This window comes from Legionella resiliens, assembly GCF_021344005.1.
GTDB classification, from domain to species: domain Bacteria; phylum Pseudomonadota; class Gammaproteobacteria; order Legionellales; family Legionellaceae; genus Legionella; species Legionella resiliens.
The window spans coordinates 244,541-265,052 of sequence record NZ_JAJTND010000001.1; the positions used below are offsets into that span (position 1 = coordinate 244,541).

Sequence of the window (20,512 nt, forward strand, 5' to 3'; positions counted from 1 at the left end):
TTCAGAATAAATCCCTTGAGAAAAGACAAATTTTATTTCGAATCTTCCACTAAAGCACCTATTTATTCTGTAATTTTCCTGGAATCGGCTATATTTTAAAGAATGGTTGTCTTATTTTTAGTGCCTGATATGAGAATGAAAAAAATTTTAAACGGGTTGAAAAGTTCTAGCATCATCGATCCTGCTCATCCTAAAAATAAGTCTGAAAAAAAACTTATAGGTATGTTAATAGCACAAGAAGAACAAAAACATGCTGAGAAAGAACACCATAAAATTTCCAAAACAATCACGGGCAAAACCAACAAAAAACTTGATCATAGTGGAGGCGTTACCGAAATTCCCATTTTAAAAACAACATATGAAGTTCAAGGCAAAAAAATACAATTAACTAATGCGTTAGTTAAATTTAACGATGAGTATTTAGTAGTTAAAGATAAGATTGGCGAGGGTTCACTGGGACATAAGGTAAAAGTTCTTCCTGTAGTTTATAAAAAAGATAGCTCGGGTCAATATGTTTATCAGCCATTAGGAAAAAACAATGAATGTGTCATTAAAGTTTGTGCACCTCATTTGGATCATTATAGTGAAGAAGCTCCACAGCAGGCTTGGGAGAAACTAAAAAAAAGCGCTCAACATGAATATGAGATGCTTCGTGCTTCTGGGGATAAAAATGCCGGTTTATTTATCGACGAAGACAAGCAAAAAGTTTATATTAAATCGACTAAAGCACCTGGTTTACCCCTTGATAAGTACTTAGCGAGTAATCCTGATCTCCCAATTCAAGAGCGGCTTTCATTAATCCATTCAATAAACCAAGCTGTACTGAATTTACATGCTAAAAATATATACCATCTGGATTTAAAACTAGAAAATATATTTTTTGATCCCACCACTAAAAAAGTTACATTGATTGATTTTGGTTCATCCATACGGTTAAAACCACACGAAGTTTCTAACCCCCTAGGAGAATTAACTGACGATATCGAACTTCACGTGACCACACCTTTTCTTGAACCATCAGATAAAAAACAAAATTCAGCAGGGCAAATTGATTCATTTAGCATGGCGGGGGTACATGGACTAATTTTATCTGATTGGTCGAATGCGAAAGGCTGGCCATATAAATCAGTAATGCAAAAAAAAGGAAAAGGATATATTCTATTTGATACTCCAGAAGACAGGCAGTATGATTTTAATTCTTTAAAAAGTGAAACGCCTTCTTATATTAAAGACGACGCTGATCATAAACTGTTAGCATCCGTTGTAGATGAACTCAATAATCTGGGTCATGTTGATAAAGAAAAACGCATGTACGTTCAACAATTCCAAACGCAAATAACAGAATGTTTTGAGATAACCACACCCCAGCAAGAATCTTCACCTGATTTACCACCAACGGATTTATTAGATCAAGTTTCGATACAATCTTCTCTATCGAGCATTGTTACAAAATTTAAAGAAATAAAACAAACTTTAGGTAGGTCATTAGATAAATCTAAAGATGAAAAAGACACAAAAGTAGAATTACCTAAATTTTAAAGATAGAAACATCACTAGCAAGTGTGGCATTTCCCCATTCTCACCTAAATGATACATAGGTTGAGCTTTGGTCTCACATTTATCCTACTACTTAATTACAAACGCCTTTCATGTAAATTAACTCCATAAAGCAAGATAACAATGCTGCCAAGCCATATATAAAAACCGATTAACAATTTTACCACCAAGATAAAAGGGGAAAATAAAGCAAGAAAAAAACTTAATGAAGCAAACACATAGCTCTTTTTGGAGCCATAAGTGAGTAGAGCCATTACATAAAATGGGTTTGCTAGCCAGGCTGGCTGCCAGGATATTAAACCCAACCAGCCGAAGCAAAAAATTTCATACCCGTAGTTTATTTGGTATAGACCTCGTTCAATCTCAGGTATAACAGCTGCAGGCAGAAACAGAGAAGTTACAAATAGCGTTATTGATAAAAATAAGCAACATGTTTTTAATAAATTTCGATTCATTTAGGGGGATTTCTCTAACTGTAATTTACGCTTCCAGGAGTCACGACGACTCTGGGAGCATTGTGTACAAATAGATTTCTCTTTTAGTTAATGACTTAACTCCAGGTTTCTTGGAACTATTTAAAGATTTTTATCCGGCCTCATTAATTCGAATATTAATAAACTGCCAAGGATCACTTTGATCAAGGTCTGTATTTGAATTATTTTTGTCCTTTAGAGGAGTCCAATCTGTATAATAACCACCAACGTTACCAAGGTAGGGTAAAGCTAAACTCAAAATATACTCATGATCCATATCTTCAGGCTCTATAATTCCACATTCTGGATTATTAATGGCCCAAATCATACCCGATAAAACACCTGCGGCGACTTGTAAGCTTGTAGCATTATTATGGTTCGCTAATTTTTTAGCTTCGTGTATGGAGAGACGAGAACCATACCAATAAGCCCCTTTTTTATTTCCCATTAATAAAACTCCGAGCTCATCAGTTCCATCAATAATTTCTTTTAAAATAATTCGTTTTTCTTTTTGCGGGATGTATTTTCTTTGTACAAGCTCTTTTAAAGATAAAATAGCATCGGAGCAGGGATGATAAGCATAATGAACGGTTGGTCTGTAATACACTTTATTATCTTTTTTTAAAGTTAAATATTCTGCAATAGATAAAGACTCTGTGTGAGTAATTAAAAACCCATTAATCGGGCCAGAGGGGGTCCAAGTACGGACTTGGGTCTCTGCTCCCGGCTGACTCAGATATATTCCACAATTTGAACCGAAGTTATAATGATTTGCATCATGCGGCCAATGCCGCTCATGACTTCCCCAGCCTAGTTCAGCAGGTCGAAGCGCTTCAGAAATTAAAGCATCTACTGACCATGTATTTATAAATTCATTCTCTTTTTTAACTTGAGAGGAGATTTGCGTATCACGTTCAGAAATATGTATGGTTTTTATATCAAGATCGTGAGCCAATTGAGCCCATTCCACGGCTTTTTGTGGTAAATCGCCTTCCCACTTATTATCTTTTGCCACGTTCCATAAGGCTTGTTTAAGAAAATGGGATACTAATCCAGGATTGGCACCATGTCTTAATACTGCAGTAGGCCCGTGCTTTTTAAGTTGCAGCGTAGCATCACGCAAAGCATAATTAGAAAGTAGTTGACTATTATCACTATACCTTTCTTCCCAACATTCAGCGGCGGCATCCAAATATAAGATTTTATTTAAATGGCAATATTTTATTAAATCAATACTGGATACGCCTACTGATAAATTTAACAAAAAATCACCAGGTTCAAGAATAGAGGACAAGAGTTCTTGATAGTTCTTTTCTGTAACCGCAATTTCCTTGAATGAAGCGTTATATTTTTGTGCCACATCGGCACCAAAATTATGTTTTGATAGGATGTGAATTTGAGACGGATCCAATTTAAAATATTGGAATAAAAGAGGTAATATTGCTTGGCCAATACTACCGAATCCAAGAATTAGAATTTTATTTTTATATATTATTTGAGTCGCGGATTTATCCATAAATCACCCTTCAAATAGAAGCTCAATAGGAGCTCTATTGATAATTGTTTAAAGTACAGGTATTAATAACTAACTTCAGAGTTTTTATTGGTTTAAATTTAATTACCTCACTTTTTATTTTAAGTATAGTTCACAAAAATAATCTGATTTGAAATTTTAACTTAATATAATCATAGGATCAAAATAATCAGGAATGTAAAGTCGGAGTTATAATGATCTTATGACACTCAATAAAAGGGACTTAATAAATGAAACGTTATGAAATGTATATTGATGGGAAATTTACTTCAGCCAAAAGCGGAGCCACTCGCGATATTATTGATCCAGGTAATGGGGAATTGATTGCAAAAGTTCCAGAAAGTAGCAAAGAAGATGTTGTGATTGCGATCCAGGCTGCGCGAAGAGCTTTTGATGAAGGTGATTGGAAAAAAACCTCAGCGCTTGATCGAAGTAAACTTTTATTCAAGATTGCCGATTTGATCCGTGCCAATGCAAAAATGTTAGCAGAACTGGAAACGCGAAATTGTGGAAAACCTTTGGCAGAAGCTGAATATGATGTAACCGATGCAGCCAATTGTTTTGAATTTTACGCAGGCCTCGCTACTAAAATTCATGGCGAAACGATGTCGGTTCCAGCGAACTCTTTTAGTTATGTTGTACGTGAACCTATAGGGGTGTGCGGACAAATCATTCCCTGGAATTTCCCCTTACTTATGGCTGCTTGGAAGCTTGCTCCAGCCCTTGCAGCAGGAAATACCGTAATATTAAAGCCCTCAGAACTGACACCAATAACGGCACTTGAGTTATTCAAACTGATTGATCAATGTGGATTTCCAGCGGGTGTAGTGAATCTCGTTACGGGCCCTGGTGTGGGAGTAGGTGAAGAATTATCAACCAATTCAATGGTGGATAAAGTTGCATTTACCGGCGGAACCGTTACCGGCAAAAAAATAATGCAGGCCGCAACGGGAAATTTGAAACGAATTTCATTAGAACTGGGTGGAAAAAATCCAAATATTGTATTTGCAGACTGTGATCTGGAGATGGCAATTGATGGTGCTCTTTTTGGTGCGTTCGCCAATCAAGGCGAGGTATGTTCTTCTGGCTCCCGCTTAATCGTTGAGCGTTCTATTCACAAAAAAATCGTGGCTGGAATGTTGGAAAAAATCCCAAATATCAAACTAGGTCATGGTTTAGATGATGGAGTAAAAATGGGCCCACTGGTTTCACGCGCTCATCGTGAAAAAATAGAACATTACATCAAGATAGGGATTGATGAAGGTGCAAAATTGATCTGTGGCGGAAAACGTCCTACAGGTAAAGCTTTTGAAAAAGGAAATTTTTTTGAGCCAACTATTTTTGATGAGGTGAAGCCCGTAATGCGCATCGCTCGAGAAGAAATTTTTGGTCCGGTACTCGCAGTCATCCCTTTTGATACTGAAGAAGAAGCAGTTCAAATTGCTAACGATACCGAGTATGGTCTAGCAGCAGCTGTGTGGACTAAGGACCTTACTCGTGCTCATCGCGTGACCTCTCAAATTCGTGCCGGAATTCTTTGGGTAAACCATTACCATCCAACCCATAATGAAATGCCTTGGGGTGGATACAAACAAAGTGGGGCAGGTCGTGAGTTAGGTTTATATGGAATTGAAAGCTATCTTGAAATCAAGCAAGTGAATATTAATCTAGATGATGCACCAATTGGATGGTACTAATGAATCAAATAAATATTAAAACACAAATACCGGGACCAAAATCAAAAATATTGATGGAACAGCGTTATAAACATGTGGCACGGGGTCCGTTTCACGCGACTCCTATCTTTGTTGAACGCGCAAAAGGATCATTTGTAGAGGATGTAGATGGAAATGTATTTTTGGATTTTTCATCTGGAATTGGCGTGGTAAATACAGGGCACTGCCCTGATGCGATAGTCAATGCAATTAAAGCTCAAGCGGAAAAATTCATGCATACGAGTTTTAATATTCTTCCTTATGAGGGCTATATCAATGTATGTGAGAAATTAAATTATCACACTCCCGGACGATTTGAAAAAAAATCAATCCTGTTGAATTCAGGGGCTGAAGCTGTAGAAAATGCGATTAAAATTGCTCGAGCTTATACCGGAAAGCAAGCAGTGATTTGTTTTGATCATGCATACCATGGCCGCACTTACATGGCTATGGCACTTACAGCAAAGAATAAACCCTACAAGCATGGATTTGGTCCATTTCTCTCAGAAATTCATCGTGCGCCCATTCCCTATGAGTATCGTTGGCAGGGAAAAAATTGTGTCGAAGAATGTTTCAATGATTTATCCGAACTTGTTAATTTTCGTGTGGGTGTTGAAAATACCGCCGCAGTGATTTTAGAACCCGTTTTAGGCGAGGGGGGATTCATACAGTTTCCAGTTCCATTTTTACAAAAACTTCGTGAATTTTGTACAGCAAACCAAATTGTTTTCATTGCAGATGAAATTCAATCTGGTTTTGGGCGTACTGGGAATCTATTTGCAATGGAGACAATGGGAGTGGAGCCTGACCTTACAGTATCAGCAAAGGGGCTCGGTGGTGGAACAGTGATCGCTGCTGTAACAGGCAAAGCTGAAATGATGGATGCTGCCATGGTAGGCGGGTTGGGCGGAACTTTTGGAGGAAATCCACTAAGTTGTGCAGCAGCTCTTGAAGTATTCAAAATCTTTGAAGAGGGCCGGCTTTTGAACCATGTCACCAATCTTTCAAAAGTACTTCATTCCAAGCTTTCTAGATTTAAAGAAAAATATAAAATAGTAGGTGATTTTCGTGGTTTAGGTGTCATGCAAGCGATCGAACTGGTGGAAGATAAAAGCACAAAGACACCCAATAAAGTAGCAGCAGACAAATTAACACGATTTTGCTTAGAGCATGGGCTCGTAATTCTCAGCTGCGGAGGATACGGAAATGTAGTTCGTCTTCTCATGCCGCTTTCTACTGCTGTAAACGATTTGGAAATTGGACTTTCTATTATTGAGGAAGGACTCAAGACATTATAAATGTGGAACGTAGATGGGGTCAGGCCTTGAATTTTGAATGATGGTTTTACATCCAGAATTTTTACTCGATTCAAAATTCAGGGCCTGACCCGTAGATATAGCCAAACTCATTGCTTACTGCTCGTACCCTTCTTGAGTAACGTTATAGTAAAGGGTAAAGAGCCCTAAATATTAGATAAAAGTCCAGCCGTAAAGCCCATTATTTGAGTGAACACACACCGTAGTATCGTATCGCTTAAGGGATATTTTGTAGCTTTTTTAATTAGAATGCCCTATTAAGACAGATGCACGCTCTCTCCATCTTCATCACTGCTTCTGTCTATATCTTCATCACTGTTTTTGTCTCTATTTTGTGATTCTCTGAATGAGGTTAACGTTTGCCTTAGCGTTTGGCAGTTTATTTTATCTGTTTCAGGTGCTCTGTTTTTGGCTTGCACTGGATCTAGCGAAGGCTCAACTGAATTTATCACTATGTCCACATCACCTATTTCGTTTAATACCTCATCTACAAGTTTGCTCTTCAACTTGGTTTCAAATTCTTCAGCCATGGAAATTCGCTTCAGAAAATAATTAACACAATCTTCTTTATTAACAAATTCCATGTCATGATTCATTTCTGAGAATCGTTCAGCGATCTGGTTGAGAATATTCCGTCTTTCTGTTTCATCTTCTGGCATCAATTCATACAGAATCCTGTCTTCCATAATAATCATATTATTCATTGTGTAATTAGAAAATAACAGATCGAGTGCATTCACTTTCCCATCATCAGAACTAATATTTTTAATATAGGGATCAGCACCAAGCGATATGAGTAGTTGGACCATCTCAAGGTTTTTATTTTCCACGGCTTTTTCAAGAGGGGTGGTATTAAAAATGGAACTTGGCTGATTGATATCAACCCCATATTGGACCAATAATTTTACCATTTTAACATCAGCATTTTCTATTGCTTTCAATATGGGCGTATTAGTTTGATCTTCTAGCTCTAATAATGCCCCATTTTTAAGGAGCATTTCTGCAAGGGAATGATTACCATTACTCACAGCAATCAATAAAGGACTTTCCTCATCTTTGTTCGACTTATTGATATCAGCATAATAGCTTAATAATAATTCTACCATCCTGTTATCACCCCTTTTTACTGCTTTTAATAAGGGGGTTTCAGATTCCTTATTGGCACTATCTGGATCAGCTTTTTTTTTCAAGAACAGCTCAGCTAATGTATCGTTACCTAGTCTCGCCGCAACGAATAAAGGACTCTCTCCATCCCCGTTCACATCAGCCCCATTCTCCAATAAGTAAGTGATAAGATTTAAATCCTCTCTGGCTGTAGCCAAAGATAAAATATTAACTCCTTTTGAATCCGTTAACTTATTCATTTCCAATAGTTTATTTTCTTCTACTCGATTTAGCTCCTTTATCTCTTTTGGCTTTGTAAACAGCCCAGGATGAAAGGTCATAGAGAACACTGCATTATTATTAGCAGATAATCGCTCTATTATAGCCTGCGCACATGCTTCATTATTTTCAAAGGATATTATTTCATCATGATTAACGAGTGCCCATTGCCCCTTATTTCTAACCAATGCCATTCCATGTTGATAGGCATTTAACCCTATCGCCATTCCTTCAATGGAATTATTTTTTAGGGAGCATAACCTATTCAAATATTCTGTTAATGAGGTTTTATCATGAGCAACCATTATTTTATCAAATGGTTCCATTTCCTTAGAGTTTTCAGCAACAAGTTGACTTGATATTAGAGCATCTTGTTTTTTTGGAGCCTGGTTAACCTCAAACAATTCGGGATATAAGTAGCCTTGCATGTATGACTCAATTCCATCAAAAAAAGGGCGAATACTGCATAACATGTCTGCCTTATTCGCTTCTAATTGTTTTTCATTCTCGTTTAAAGTATTCCATTCCCATTTCCAGAATTTTTTTGATATTTCGTGTTTCTTTAATCTCACTGTCTCGGCAAGATCTACATCATTAGAAAAGGACATATCATCCTCATAACTATGAATGAATTCCATCCGTTTTTGAAATTGGTCAAATTTCCCCCTCACTGCTGCCTGGATCGCCATATTTTCTATGCCAAAACAGACACCTTCCTCATTAGCAGGGTATTCTAATATTTGCATTGCAGGAATTATTTCCAGTCTCATTTTCATAATATCATCCATGAAAAATTGATTATTTGTATTTATTCTAGTTGATTTAAAGGAAACAGCTATTCATCGTAATGGAGTTAATTCAGCTAATAGCATCAGGGAAAACACCCCTCCATGCCTATGTGAGCAGATCGTTTTTAAATATCTTGCTATGAAATAGAAAGATTTATTATTGTTACATAGTAGAACTAACTGAAACGGCTGCTTTTGCTTTTAGACTATAATTGTAATCTTCCTGCATCTGTGCAAATTTAATTTCCAAATGCTGCGGTATGTTACTCGAATATATCTTCGTTCCATCTGCAAAGCTTTGCTGCTCTTTAGCGATATCAGCAAGCTTTTTATTTTTTTCTCGCAGCATGGACGCTTGTATGTCAGGAGTATACGCATTCTCAATTTGCTCATTAAGATTCGTTAATTCTTTAGACCAGTAGAAAGTAGATTTTAATTTATTAGGAGATGTATCTTTATTCCATAAAGTCCTAAGTTTTACAAAATTGATGGAAGGATCCGCATGTTCAAGGAGTTTAATGTACGTTTTAAGATAAGATCTTGGAAAATCTTCATTTTCAGTTACTCTATCTATCAAGCGCAAATTCGTAATCACCAGAAAATATCCCTCATAATTATGCTTTTTCCTTAGAGCGATTGCTATATCAATCCATCGGCAAAAAGCCTTAACTTTAGCGTCTCCTTGAGCTTCCTTTATTTCCCTTTTAAGATGAGCTTCTAAGTACTTTCTACCCTCTAAAAATGCTTTAAGGTTTGGACTAGCCTTTCCGCTCTTGGAAAACCCGTCTGGGTTTGCAAAATCGTTCAGAGGAATTTTGCTATAATCTGCTCTTAATTGTTCATCGATGAGTGTCGCATCGACTTTTACTAGTTGATTGTACATTTTAAGATAGGGTTTAAAAGCCTTATTTTTTGTTAATTGGCTCACTCTATCCATTTCCATTAATGTATCGCGCACTAAAAAATATCCTTCATAATTATGTCTTTTCCTTAACATGATTGCAGTATCAACCCATCGATGAAAAGCATGAATTCGAGCGTCTTGAGAACCGTGTTTGCTGATATCCTGTCTAACAAAATATTGCAAGGTTTCTCGAGTTTCTAAATGTTCCCCCGCACTTGAATTTGCCTTCCTTAATTTGACATCAAAGAGTTTGGCATGGCTGTATGCAAATCGAAACTCAATGTAAGCAAAGAATACGTGATGGTCTGGATCCCTTTTTATTTTTATGCGAGTCTCTTTTTCAGCAAGCATCTCATCCCACTCAAAGGCAGCATCGGGCTTAGTTAAAAACCGTTGCTCTTCTATGAGATGTTTAAAAAAAGAATTTCCAAACGCAGTATTTTTTTTAGGCATAGAGATTTTCAAAAACCAAATTATTTAATTACAAGTCTTTCCGCTCATTTTAATCAAGAAATCTGATTACTTACACCATTACATATTTATCAGGGAAAAAGAAGTCACCATAAAATCTTTGGGGCAATATGAACCGGAGGGATCGTCAGTTTTTCATTTTAAATTTCTCTACGTACCGCTTAAATTTCTCTACGTACCGCGCTTTATGCGCGGTATCCAGAACGATATTTTAAGATGCCGCTGAGCATTTCTATAGCAAGATCCCCTGGATACCGCGCATAAAGCGCGGTACGTAGACGAAGAAATTAGTGGAATTTAAGCCTTACCTGGGCGATAAAATCTTTAATTTTATTTGGTCGTCCTATATATGCAGCGAAGCTAACGACTCTATTAGGAATATTTGTCCTGTTCTTTTTTTATGTATTTCATAATAAAATTATCCGATTTATATAAGACGAGAAGCCTATTTTTTTGACCCCGCTCATTTTAACTTGGCTCAAACCTTTTCTACTCCCTTCAGCACCCAACCTAGCATTGAAAGTCAATTAGAAAAGCTTCAAGAATGTTAGGCGCACGTAGCCTGCTTGCAAACAACCAGACTCCAACACACCAAAATTAAGAAATATTGAAGGAATTGAGATTGTCAGACTGTTCAATCATATTGTGTTGCTCCTGATATTGCACATATTTTATATAGTGAATGCGGCGCGCTAAGGAACCTGTAGGATTAAAGTCCTTTTGCGTTTCAATTTGGTTGAGACGCACCAACAAATCATCTAGAGAGTTACTATCTTTCAGGATTTGATTGACTGCATCCACATGATGCCGCCGCCAATGAAAAGTAGCGAATAGAGTCAACCCGGGGACGTTGCTGGTATTTTTTGTGTAATCATTTAAAAGATTTTTCGCTTTATGAAATAAATCTTCCGTGGATGAGTGCGTCAGTTCAAAATAGCTTTCAGGGAAATACTCTTTTTTTCTGTAGTCATCCAGATTTATTTGTTTTTCTTCTTGATGATTGAAAACACTACAGTCGCCGCTTGGAACAGAAAAAGTTTTCACAGAAAGTGGCAACTTGATAATCAAATTACGTAATGCCCTATCTCCAATAGCAAGATTGTTATCACAGATATCACCTAAAAGGTGGATTTCTTGCATTTGCTTAGGGAAACAGCTAAAAAATTTTAACAGCTCATCAAAAGTACAGTCTTTAATCACATCCGCATTCACTTTAAAATAAGTAACATGCGCTGGAATAGCCTTAATCACTTCATCTGCATCTTTCCATTTTTTGCCAGTACAAATTTCAACCTTGGTTACATGTCTGGGCAGCTTTTTTAAAAGCGCAATACACGCCTTTTGGGATTGCTCAGCCAGCTCTTCCCTGGCTTTCTTACTCAAATCACTCGAGCTGTTAATGTAGCTATCCCAATAAACAACTGAAGTAATGGATTCGGGAAGCAGGGATACGTTTTCAGCGAGTTCTTTGGTTTTTATATGAATCTCATCGCTCTTTGGGTTCAGTGAGCGCATCATCTCAACTGCTTCTTCCAAAAGCTCTTTCGTTATGGGGGTTTCTTTCTTGCGAAAACAGAGACTCTGACCTCTGTCACCATCATATCTTATTTCTATATTGTCTGATTCTATTACCGGATCTTTTGGAGTACCGTTGAATGAAAATAGAAATTTTATTCCCATAATTTAGACCTTCAAAAATTGCTTAGGGTTTGCCTGCTAAGGTCTATTATAAATCTTATCTATTTTAGATAGGCTTAATTGCACTACGTAAAATTCGCATTGTTACGTTTTTTAGGATATCAGCGGTGCACCTTATTGGTTTTATATTATCTTGAAAATAAAAAGAAGCCGAAAGCGGCTCCGGATATGAATGCTGCTTAGAATAAATTGTATTTAATTAAAAGAATGGATAGGCACAAGCTTAGTCCTTAAATTAATAATATACTTCCCTGTAGATCCCATTATGATGTCATATTCTGTACAGATCCGCTTTGAGTAAATTGCTCTAATTCTTCTTCTAAATCCAATACTCTTTTATTTGCACCCTCAAGCAGTTGTTTTATTGACCCGAGAAACATAAAGCGATCAAGGCCACGATCATCATTACTGGAAAATTCTTTTTCCAGATCCTCAAGATGTTTCCTTGCTCTAGTTAATTCGGATTCTATTTCTGTTTTTAATCTCATCGTTCCTTTTCCATTAAATTAATATTACATTGCTATCAAATGGTTATAACGTATTACCCGTGTCTTTTACACTATGCATTCACCTTGAGTCAATTTTTAATTGATTTTGAAGTCAAATGAAATTTGCTATGGTAGGTATATTCTAAATTGAAAAAGGAAGAGCATTGACTGGAATATTCATTGCGGCTGGATTTGCACTCATTTTGTTTTTTTTGGAAAGAATATTTCCCCTCAGGAAGCGCAAAAGAGGCATGCTTTCCCGCCTGACTGTCAATAGTGCTGTTTCCATTACTACCTTTACTGTCGCCTTTCTGCTGATACGCCCGACAACAAGTTTTTTTCTCGGCTGGACTGCCAGCACGCCGTTCGGCGTGATGCGCTGGTTTAGACTCACGGGTCTTTGGGAAGTTTTATTCGGTTTTTTACTGTTGGACCTGAGCTTCTATTATTGGCATATTGCCAACCACAAAATTCCATTCCTTTGGCGCTTTCATAATGTACACCATATCGATCCCGACCTTGATGTTTCCACAGGTTTCCGTTTTCACCCAGGCGAAGTAGCACTTTCCACTTTCTTTCGCGCGATTCAAGTTGCACTCATTGGCGTATCGGCGAGTACTTTTGTGATTTATGAAGTCCTATTTCAGATGTGTACTTTTTTTCATCATTCAAACCTGCGCCTTCCATTGCGTTTGGAACGGGTACTGAACCTTATTTTCGTAACTCCACGGATGCACGGTATTCATCACTCTAATTTCAGAAAAGAGACGGATTCGAACTACTCTGTTGTTTTTTCGGTTTGGGACAGATTGCACCGAACAATCGGCTTGGGCATCCCCCAGCAAGAAATCGATATCGGTGTTCCCGGATATACTAAGAAAAGAGATAACTATTTAAAGCAAGTACTGATATTACCATTTGTCCAACAGCAGGAATACTGGAGGGATGAATCGGGGCATAACCGAATATCCCGAGGTGAAGAGAGACGGCGTCGGACGCAGTGGTTAGTAGAATAGCTCTATTTGCCCCCCCTCTGCTTCCTATGATGCTCCCTTGCGTAATTCTATAGTTGCAGCAAGCCTGCTTTGCAAGCAACCAGGCTTTGCTGAGCGAAGAGCACTTATATTGGGAATCAGAGTGATTTAGATCTGCGTAAGGAAATTGCTATGAAAATATAAGTCCAACCGCTGATCATCATATCGATCGCAATAAACAATCCAATGACCCATAATCCACTCATTGGCCAATGCAACAGAATCAGGATACCCAGTATTAGGGAGCATATCCCGGCAAATAAGATCCAACCCCAACCCTCTGTGTTCCGTAAGGAGATGGACATACTAATGCGGACAACACCAATAACGATAAGCGTCCAAGCCAATAAAGCAGTAATGATGGTCGATGCTAATAAAGGATCATATAAGACAATACCTGCGCCAATAAGATAAAGTATTGCAACGAGAATTTGCCAAACCGTACCTTTCCATTCTTTATGTTTAAACACGTCGGCAAAGTGCGATAGTCCTGAAATCAGGAGTAACGCGGCGAAAAAATACATGCTGACTATGGTTAATAAGATATCCATTCCTAAACCAATAACGCCAAAGATCAAGAGAAGAATGCCAAAACCCAAAAACCATCCCCAGTGACGTTGCATGATTTCTGTATCGGGATGCGTAATATTTTTTTTATTTTCCATATCAGTTCCTTTTGATATATATAATTAACTATAGCTGATTATTCGCAATCCGTTCTTTAGACTGAAAAAATTTCCACTAGGCCATCTAAGAAAATTTAATGGCCTCCGTATTATCAACCCACCTGCCCCTTGTATTCCTGTCATTACTTAAATTTAAAACAAGTGAGATCCTGTTCCTCTATATTGCCTAAACCAATGGCTGGCTGTATGCTCACATTATCATCAGAATGATTACGAGTTATTGTGCCTATCTCTGTTTTATTTGCCTCTTTCTCGACCTTAATAAAAAGAGTTCCTGCCCGTGTCACTGAAGTAGATTTTTCAGCCCCATCAGCGATAATCAGCTGTACATTTAACGATACATCGTGGTCATGAACAAAATCAGATAAAGTCCTTTGCACGCTATCATAACAAATTTCAATGCCGAACCTCATCCCGGAAAAATCTTTAACAATGCTATCTTGCATTCCTGATTTGAAAAATCTTCGGCGCTCATCCATGAAATTTAAAAAACCTTCATCAGCATAGTCAAAATCATAGTTTGTATGAGGATGTCTTTTTTTATATTTTTCCACATGACCACGATGAAAAAAATAGGCGGTATTTCGATAATAATTGTTTGAATCATTCTTTGCCTTTTTATACCAACAAAAGGTTCCTGGAACAATTAACATGTCGGTGTCCATAGAAAGTTCTTTTAATTTATTCTTGAACGTATTCTTTTGTGTTTGAGAATAATATCTTTTATAACAGAGCTCAGATTGATCTTTAAATAAATATTCAGGTGCTACAAATATCGCTGTTGGTGTAGGATACTTCAGCTGTTTTTCTTCATTGTGTTTGCGGAGAAAATTTATGAATTGAAACTTTGATTTTTTGTTTTTATTAGATTGATTATTCGTTTTAGTTTCAATGTTGTCTTGCACATATTTTTTAGCAAGGACAATCCGTCTTTCTAAAATGTTTAAACGCTCTTCGAAAGAAGAAGAAAAAAAATATTCATCCGGTTGAAAAACAAAAACTTTAAAATGTGCTGGCTCACTCGAAAAAGAGTCACTTTGTTCCGGTGTAGTTTTAAGATTAGCAATCATATCAAATAGAACGCGTTAAAGATAAATGATCAGAGAGCAAGTGTTGTCTTTTGTGCTTCGTTAAAAATATTCTACTGGATTACAGGTGCCATCATCACTATCTTCGTCAACTATATGAATTAAAATCATTGGCAATGTCCTCACCCTCATCATCCTCACCTATTGGATTGCCTGGGTCAGCCTTATTAACAACAACATCTGCAATTTTATCAAGTATTTGACTGGACTGTGTTTGATGTACAAATAGAAATGGATTATTAAATCCCCAATTTATCAAACCTTTAATTCCTACCCCAATTCCTACCGTTAAGACACCAAGAGCGAGGTTTACTAGAAACTCTGACCAACCTCGATGCGCATCAAGCACACGATGGGCATCACGAATCAAAACTAGAGATTCCCTTTTAAATACTGCGTAGCTCGCTTCGTCTGGAGCTGCAAAATATAAATCTGCTTTGTTCTTAAGCTCTCGATGAAGTGATTGAGCACAATCCCAAGCATTATGAAGTGCAAGATAGTCTTCATCACTTTCATCACCATTTGCTTCAGCCAAGGCCTTATCTTTGCGCTCTTTCAAATCAGTGATTTTATTCTGGAGTAATGCAAGGTTTTTGTAGAATTTTCTCTCTCCCTTAATTCCATAGGGAGTAGGTAACTGGTTTGGCTTAATGAGGATCGGGGGTTCGGCCAGTCTTTTGGCTATCTCTTCTTTACCGGCGCTTAAAACCGGCTTTAAGAATTCACTCCCAGCACTGAGCCAGTCTACGATTCGTGGATCAAACTCATGTGCGTCATATTGGTAGTGTTCAATGAATTCCCTAGCATATTTATTGCGTTCTAACGCAGGTCTTAACAACCTTATTGCCACATCTTGAGGCATATCTTGAATATTTTTTAGATACTTTTCAATGAGAGTAACCGCGTTATATAAGGTGCAAAGCTCATTATCAACCTTTTCCCCTCTAAGCCTGCGTGCGGCTAATTGGACATGTTCTCTTAAAAATCCAAATCCAGCACGATTTACTTGAGGGTCATTGCCTAAGAATGTTACGTAATGATGCAATTGCGTACTTTTATGCCCTTCATACTCAATTCGTTCTAATGGGTTAACCGTCCTTTCCCAATGTCCGCCATGTCCAGCACCTAAATGGCTTCCAGTATGGCAAATCGTTATAAGTTTTGGTTTTGGCAGTGGGGTATCTGGATCAATTGTCATTTCAAATCCATGCCCTGCCTGTGGAATATATTTTAGGCTAAATCCCAATGGCTTACATACGAGAATTGCTACATCATGCTGATCTAAGCTTGAAAAGCGGGCAGTTCCCGGATCAATTTCTGTATATTCACTAATAACATCTTCTTTAACTCTATGTACTCCGGGAGCAAGTTCTGTATATATTTCCGGCTTATTTAGTTGAACTGCCATAAAGCGACGAAGGACCGGCCCCATCAGGATTTGAATATCATAAGGATTATACTGCTTTAGAATACCGGCAAAGTGTTTCCAGGAAAAAGTGTGCGGATCAAATCCATAAAATTCGGCAAAATTATTTTTTAGTACTGCATAGGCATCGTTATGGTGATTATCGTAATGCTCATCCTTTGCAAAATAATATATTTCCTGCACTAACTCAGGAGTTATCGCATGAAGTGGGCAGTTATTAAGCGCTGCTGATATTTTTGGAAAGGGCATTAGGTAATTCCACTTTATTACATAAGTAAAATTATAGTTCTAATTGATTAAGGAAATATTAACTTTTCGTGCAGTGCATGATCTAATTGAGATGCCATTAACCAATAAAACTCCTGTTACTCATGTGTATCCTTGATAAATATCACTTATCTTACAAAATAACAAACACCTGGCGTATGAAGTCGGGCCTCTAATTATAAAAATATCTCCAAAATTCAAAAACCTGCCTCTTTTGCTTTACAGCAAAAGGCTACGCTTGAATCGAACCCGTCATATTAGTATCATTATTTGTAATTCGTTCCACAGGTTACATGAAGATTTGCCTTGTTCGTTTTTTAATTTTTAAAAATCTGAGTCGTTGTATTTTTCCAGAAAGGGATTTTTAATGAAAATATTTGGTGTTTATATCGTATCGAATAACAATGAAATTATTTTATCTGTTAATAATGAAACAGACTCTATCTCCAACTTCTTTCCTATAAAAAAAGATGACCCTTTTATTACATCTACTACATTAAAATACGCAACTAAAAATTCGAAACACTTTCCATATAAACACGAAAAAAAATTTTACTATGGAATAAACGATGGGACAGGGAACGCGTACTTTCTTGTTTCAGATGTAAAAGATGATAAATTAGTTAGGACTTTATTAGCGCAAATAAAGGAAATTGATTTAACCATGGAATCACAGCAAAACAAGTCCATTGCCATTAAAAATAAAATCTCAATGTATGCAAATGAATCAACTACGTCTTTGCCCGCCCATATTATTTTTCGTGAGCTAAAAAATAGGTATAATAATCTTTGGTCTTAACTGTGTTCTCCTTTATCATTGAATAGACAGATTTATCAAAAGCAGCGAAATAATAACCTATGAGCAGGTAGGTCAATCTTTGCCCGGTAATTAGATTGAAATCCTAGTTGCAACCATTTCCCTATTCTATTGATGCGCTCTGAAAAGTTCTTACCACTTCGTGGGTATTATTATTGATAATAGAACCATTATAATGCGTGATTTGATCATGCGCCTCTGTCATCATCCAGAGATATAGCTCCTCTAAATCATCACTATTCCTTTCATCTATAGTTTTCTCTTCTATGTATAATTTTGCAGTATAAATAAACATAATTTGTTCCGGTTAGATATTAATATTAAGTGATATCAAGGAAGAACAATTGTTTATTTTTTTAGATTTATTCAAAATTGATTTCGCGTCCCTTTCTTATAGTATGGCATAAATACTGATTTTAGAATGAATCAGACCTTATTTAATTCCCATAATCCACTCCTCTTCTATCTACTCACTTCCACAACAAGGTTATGTTTGCTCCTGTTTCACGTAATTTATTCTCTCTCTTGGTCAGCTAGAATCATTTCATCAGTAAATTCGGGTAAAAAACCTCCCACCTGGGCATCCCAAAGTGTTTTGTACAACCCATCACGCTTCAACAATTGGGCATGTGTACCGTCTTCAACAATATGGCCTTTATCGAATACTAAAATTCGGTCCATATGCAATAGGGTAGATAAGCGATGCGCAACTACCAGGGTTGTTTTCCCCTGCATTAAATCCCAGAGACTTTCTTGAATGTTCGCCTCGGTAATGGAATCCAGCTGAGACGTGGCCTCATCAAGCATTAAAATCGGAGCGTTTTTCAATACAGCTCGGGCAATCGCAATCCGCTGGCGTTGACCGCCTGAAAGCTTTACACCACGTTCACCGACTAACGTTTCATAACCTTCAGGTAAAAGGCTTATGAATTCGTGAGCATGGGCCTTCTTGGAGGCTAAAATGACCTCCTCGTCTGTTGCCTCTGTCCTGCCATAACGAATATTGTCCATAAGGCTTCGATGAAAAAGGGTTGGGTCTTGGGGAATCATGGCAATAGTTTGCCTGAGACTTTCTTGAGTCACTTCGGATAAGTTTTGCCCATCAATCAAAATCTGCCCATCCACAACCTCATAAAGCCGTAAAATCAGATTCACAAAAGTGGATTTGCCGCTGCCTGAATAACCTACTAAACCAACTTTTTGGCCTGCCTCAATCGTCACAGACTTATTTTGGAAAAGAGAATAGCCGCCATGGTAATGAAATTTTACTTTGGAAAATTCAATTCTCCCTTGAGTGACTATTAATGGGGATGCATTGTTTTTATTTTTGATTCCATGGGGTATAACCAATGCATTTAAGCTTTGTCTTGCCTTGCCCAAGGCTTGGTTAAATTGATCTACTTGATACATGGTGTACCACATCATATGGCCCAACTCCATAGAGAGTCCAAGAATCAAGGCAAAATCCCCAATACTCACAAGACCCTTGCCATATAAATGGATTAAAGTAATCGATGCCAACCCCATCATTACCGCAATCATTAAACCTTGTGCACAGCATAACAAAACAATAAAAATCTCTTTGCTTTGAAATGCTTGCTGCACCAAGCGAAAGAAATAGTTCATGCGTTCCACTTCGTAGATTTTTCGTGAAAAAATACGAATATTGGATTGATTCGCCAGACTATCTACCAATTGACCAGAAAGCTGGGATTCTGAACTTGCATGATCATCAGACAATTGGACTAATCGTGCCGACATCCAAATACTAAAGGAGGCAAAGACGATGAACCAGAGGAATAAAATATAAAAGAACAAGGGATTAACAAAATAAGCGGTAATAAATGAAACCACCAAGAGTGACGCGCCGCGAAGAAAATCTACAGACACTCGATGCAAAATAATCTCAAGATTATCAGCAAGAGTTTTAATTTGATCGGCAATACGCCCCGAGAGATGATCCTGAAAAAATTGATGGCTGCCTCCCAATGCATACTCAAACGTTTGGCTAATGATTTGATTCTTGATGACCGCTTCGTATTTATAGTTCAAATACCCGAGGGTTCGCCACGTTACATTATCAAAAACAATAAAATTCAACACCAGTAATCCAGCTATCCAATACAAAGAGTTCATATCCATACCCATACTGGTCTTTGCAGCCAAAGTATTAATGAAGGACTTAATCAATAAGCTATTCAACGGTCCCCAAAAGCCAGCCAACAGGGCAAGAAGGATAAATAAAATAACTATGGCTTTATACGGTTTTAAAAAATGCCACATAAAAGAGCCCATGTGAGCGGGCAAACGATGAGTCATGATGGGATTACCTCTACATGTGCCTCATTGAAACGAGGTAAGTTTCCTCGAAGAAGCAGATTCTTGGTTTCAATGTGGATGGAACAATTATGATCGAAGCCTGACTTACCTGAGCCATAAGGACCAATCAGCGTAATGCAATCACCAACTTCACTACTAAGGAATTCAAAACAGGTTTTATGCGGGGAGATAAGGCTTAGGTCTTTAAATTGAATCGGTTTATGGTTCATGATTTGCTCTTAAGTATGTCGTTTAGGACAGTAAAAAAATTGGAAGTCAAACTGACTTGCTCTCTTTGCCCTATAAATGGGCGTACTTAAGATGTAATTTTCATGGCGCGTTTAAACCTACTTTTAAATACTTTCTTTTATCACAGTGAATTTTAAATTAAAATGATTGAATATGTCAATCATTTTAATCAAAAATCCTGCTCTTTGTCTATTATTGAACCATGCAATCAGTTCTATAATTGCTTAATTCACGCAAGCAATCTCATATCTTTTGTTTGATTTATAACAATACATCAGATAAATTTGCCTAATGTTCCA

The 20,512-nt window shown here is 37.3% G+C and carries 16 protein-coding genes; 5 read left to right on the top strand and 11 right to left on the bottom strand.

Annotated elements, in window-relative coordinates; translation table 11 throughout:
- Positions 1–135 precede the first annotated feature (135 nt).
- Positions 136–1,539 carry a protein kinase domain-containing protein gene (locus LXO92_RS01035; RefSeq protein WP_182350901.1) on the top strand — a complete coding sequence of 468 codons (1,404 nt, stop codon included), beginning with the start codon at positions 136–138 and terminating at the stop codon, positions 1,537–1,539.
- A 95-nt stretch (positions 1,540–1,634) separates the two neighbouring features.
- Here LXO92_RS01035 and LXO92_RS01040 read toward each other — a convergent pair whose 3' ends face one another.
- Together LXO92_RS01040 and LXO92_RS01045 are read right to left on the bottom strand one after the other, a co-directional pair.
- A complete protein-coding gene (locus LXO92_RS01040) occupies positions 1,635–2,012 on the bottom strand; it encodes a hypothetical protein (protein WP_182350902.1) in 378 nt (125 codons plus the stop codon).
- Between the two features lie 130 nt (positions 2,013–2,142).
- Positions 2,143–3,546 carry a saccharopine dehydrogenase C-terminal domain-containing protein gene (locus LXO92_RS01045; protein WP_232890187.1) on the bottom strand — a complete coding sequence of 468 codons (1,404 nt, stop codon included), beginning with the start codon at positions 3,544–3,546 and terminating at the stop codon, positions 2,143–2,145.
- Between the two features lie 248 nt (positions 3,547–3,794).
- Here LXO92_RS01045 and LXO92_RS01050 point away from each other — a divergent pair, with 248 nt between their 5' ends.
- On the top strand, positions 3,795–5,261 hold the full coding sequence (locus LXO92_RS01050) for an aldehyde dehydrogenase family protein (protein WP_232890188.1): 1,467 nt from the start codon (positions 3,795–3,797) through the stop codon (positions 5,259–5,261).
- On the top strand, positions 5,261–6,577 hold the full coding sequence (locus LXO92_RS01055; RefSeq protein WP_232890189.1) for an aspartate aminotransferase family protein: 1,317 nt from the start codon (positions 5,261–5,263) through the stop codon (positions 6,575–6,577). Before LXO92_RS01050 ends, LXO92_RS01055 begins: the two co-directional genes overlap by 1 nt.
- A 275-nt stretch (positions 6,578–6,852) precedes the next feature.
- On the opposite strand, the gene LXO92_RS01060 is transcribed toward LXO92_RS01055, so the two are convergent.
- The 4 genes from LXO92_RS01060 to LXO92_RS01075 form a co-directional block, all read right to left on the bottom strand.
- Entirely contained in the window at positions 6,853–8,754 is a 1,902-nt protein-coding gene (locus tag LXO92_RS01060; protein ID WP_232890191.1) for an ankyrin repeat domain-containing protein, read from the bottom strand.
- Positions 8,755–8,929: 175 nt separating this feature from the next.
- Positions 8,930–10,123, bottom strand: a complete 1,194-nt coding sequence (locus LXO92_RS01065) for a RasGEF domain-containing protein (protein WP_182350907.1) — start codon at positions 10,121–10,123, stop codon at positions 8,930–8,932.
- Positions 10,124–10,738: 615 nt separating this feature from the next.
- On the bottom strand, positions 10,739–11,821 hold the full coding sequence (locus tag LXO92_RS01070; RefSeq protein ID WP_232890192.1) for a DUF5617 domain-containing protein: 1,083 nt from the start codon (positions 11,819–11,821) through the stop codon (positions 10,739–10,741).
- Between the two features lie 281 nt (positions 11,822–12,102).
- The gene (locus tag LXO92_RS01075) at positions 12,103–12,327 is read right to left on the bottom strand and encodes a hypothetical protein (protein ID WP_182350909.1); all 225 of its coding nucleotides are present in this window, start codon (positions 12,325–12,327) and stop codon (positions 12,103–12,105) included.
- A 164-nt stretch (positions 12,328–12,491) separates the two neighbouring features.
- Here LXO92_RS01075 and LXO92_RS01080 point away from each other — a divergent pair, with 164 nt between their 5' ends.
- Positions 12,492–13,343, top strand: coding sequence for a sterol desaturase family protein (locus LXO92_RS01080; RefSeq protein WP_232890194.1), 852 nt, complete (start codon positions 12,492–12,494; stop codon positions 13,341–13,343).
- Between the two features lie 116 nt (positions 13,344–13,459).
- Here LXO92_RS01080 and LXO92_RS01085 read toward each other — a convergent pair whose 3' ends face one another.
- From LXO92_RS01085 to LXO92_RS01095, 3 genes are all read right to left on the bottom strand, one after another.
- Complete coding sequence (locus tag LXO92_RS01085) at positions 13,460–14,026, bottom strand: HdeD family acid-resistance protein (protein WP_182350911.1); 567 nt, start codon at positions 14,024–14,026, stop codon at positions 13,460–13,462.
- A 143-nt stretch (positions 14,027–14,169) separates the two neighbouring features.
- On the bottom strand, positions 14,170–15,117 hold the full coding sequence (locus LXO92_RS01090; protein WP_182350912.1) for a carbon-nitrogen hydrolase family protein: 948 nt from the start codon (positions 15,115–15,117) through the stop codon (positions 14,170–14,172).
- 106 nt (positions 15,118–15,223) lie between these two features.
- Positions 15,224–16,810, bottom strand: coding sequence for a hypothetical protein (locus tag LXO92_RS01095; protein ID WP_182350913.1), 1,587 nt, complete (start codon positions 16,808–16,810; stop codon positions 15,224–15,226).
- Between the two features lie 385 nt (positions 16,811–17,195).
- On the opposite strand from LXO92_RS01095, the gene LXO92_RS01100 reads away from it, so the two are divergent.
- The gene (locus tag LXO92_RS01100; protein ID WP_182350914.1) at positions 17,196–17,627 is read left to right on the top strand and encodes a hypothetical protein; all 432 of its coding nucleotides are present in this window, start codon (positions 17,196–17,198) and stop codon (positions 17,625–17,627) included.
- Positions 17,628–18,158: 531 nt separating this feature from the next.
- On the opposite strand, the gene LXO92_RS01105 is transcribed toward LXO92_RS01100, so the two are convergent.
- Both LXO92_RS01105 and LXO92_RS01110 read right to left on the bottom strand, forming a co-directional pair.
- Entirely contained in the window at positions 18,159–19,964 is a 1,806-nt protein-coding gene (locus LXO92_RS01105) for an ABC transporter ATP-binding protein (protein WP_182350915.1), read from the bottom strand.
- Positions 19,961–20,194 (bottom strand): hypothetical protein, encoded by a 234-nt coding sequence (locus LXO92_RS01110; RefSeq protein WP_182350916.1) that lies wholly within the window; start codon positions 20,192–20,194, stop codon positions 19,961–19,963. The genes LXO92_RS01105 and LXO92_RS01110 overlap by 4 nt, the downstream gene beginning before the upstream one ends.
- Positions 20,195–20,512 lie beyond the last annotated feature (318 nt).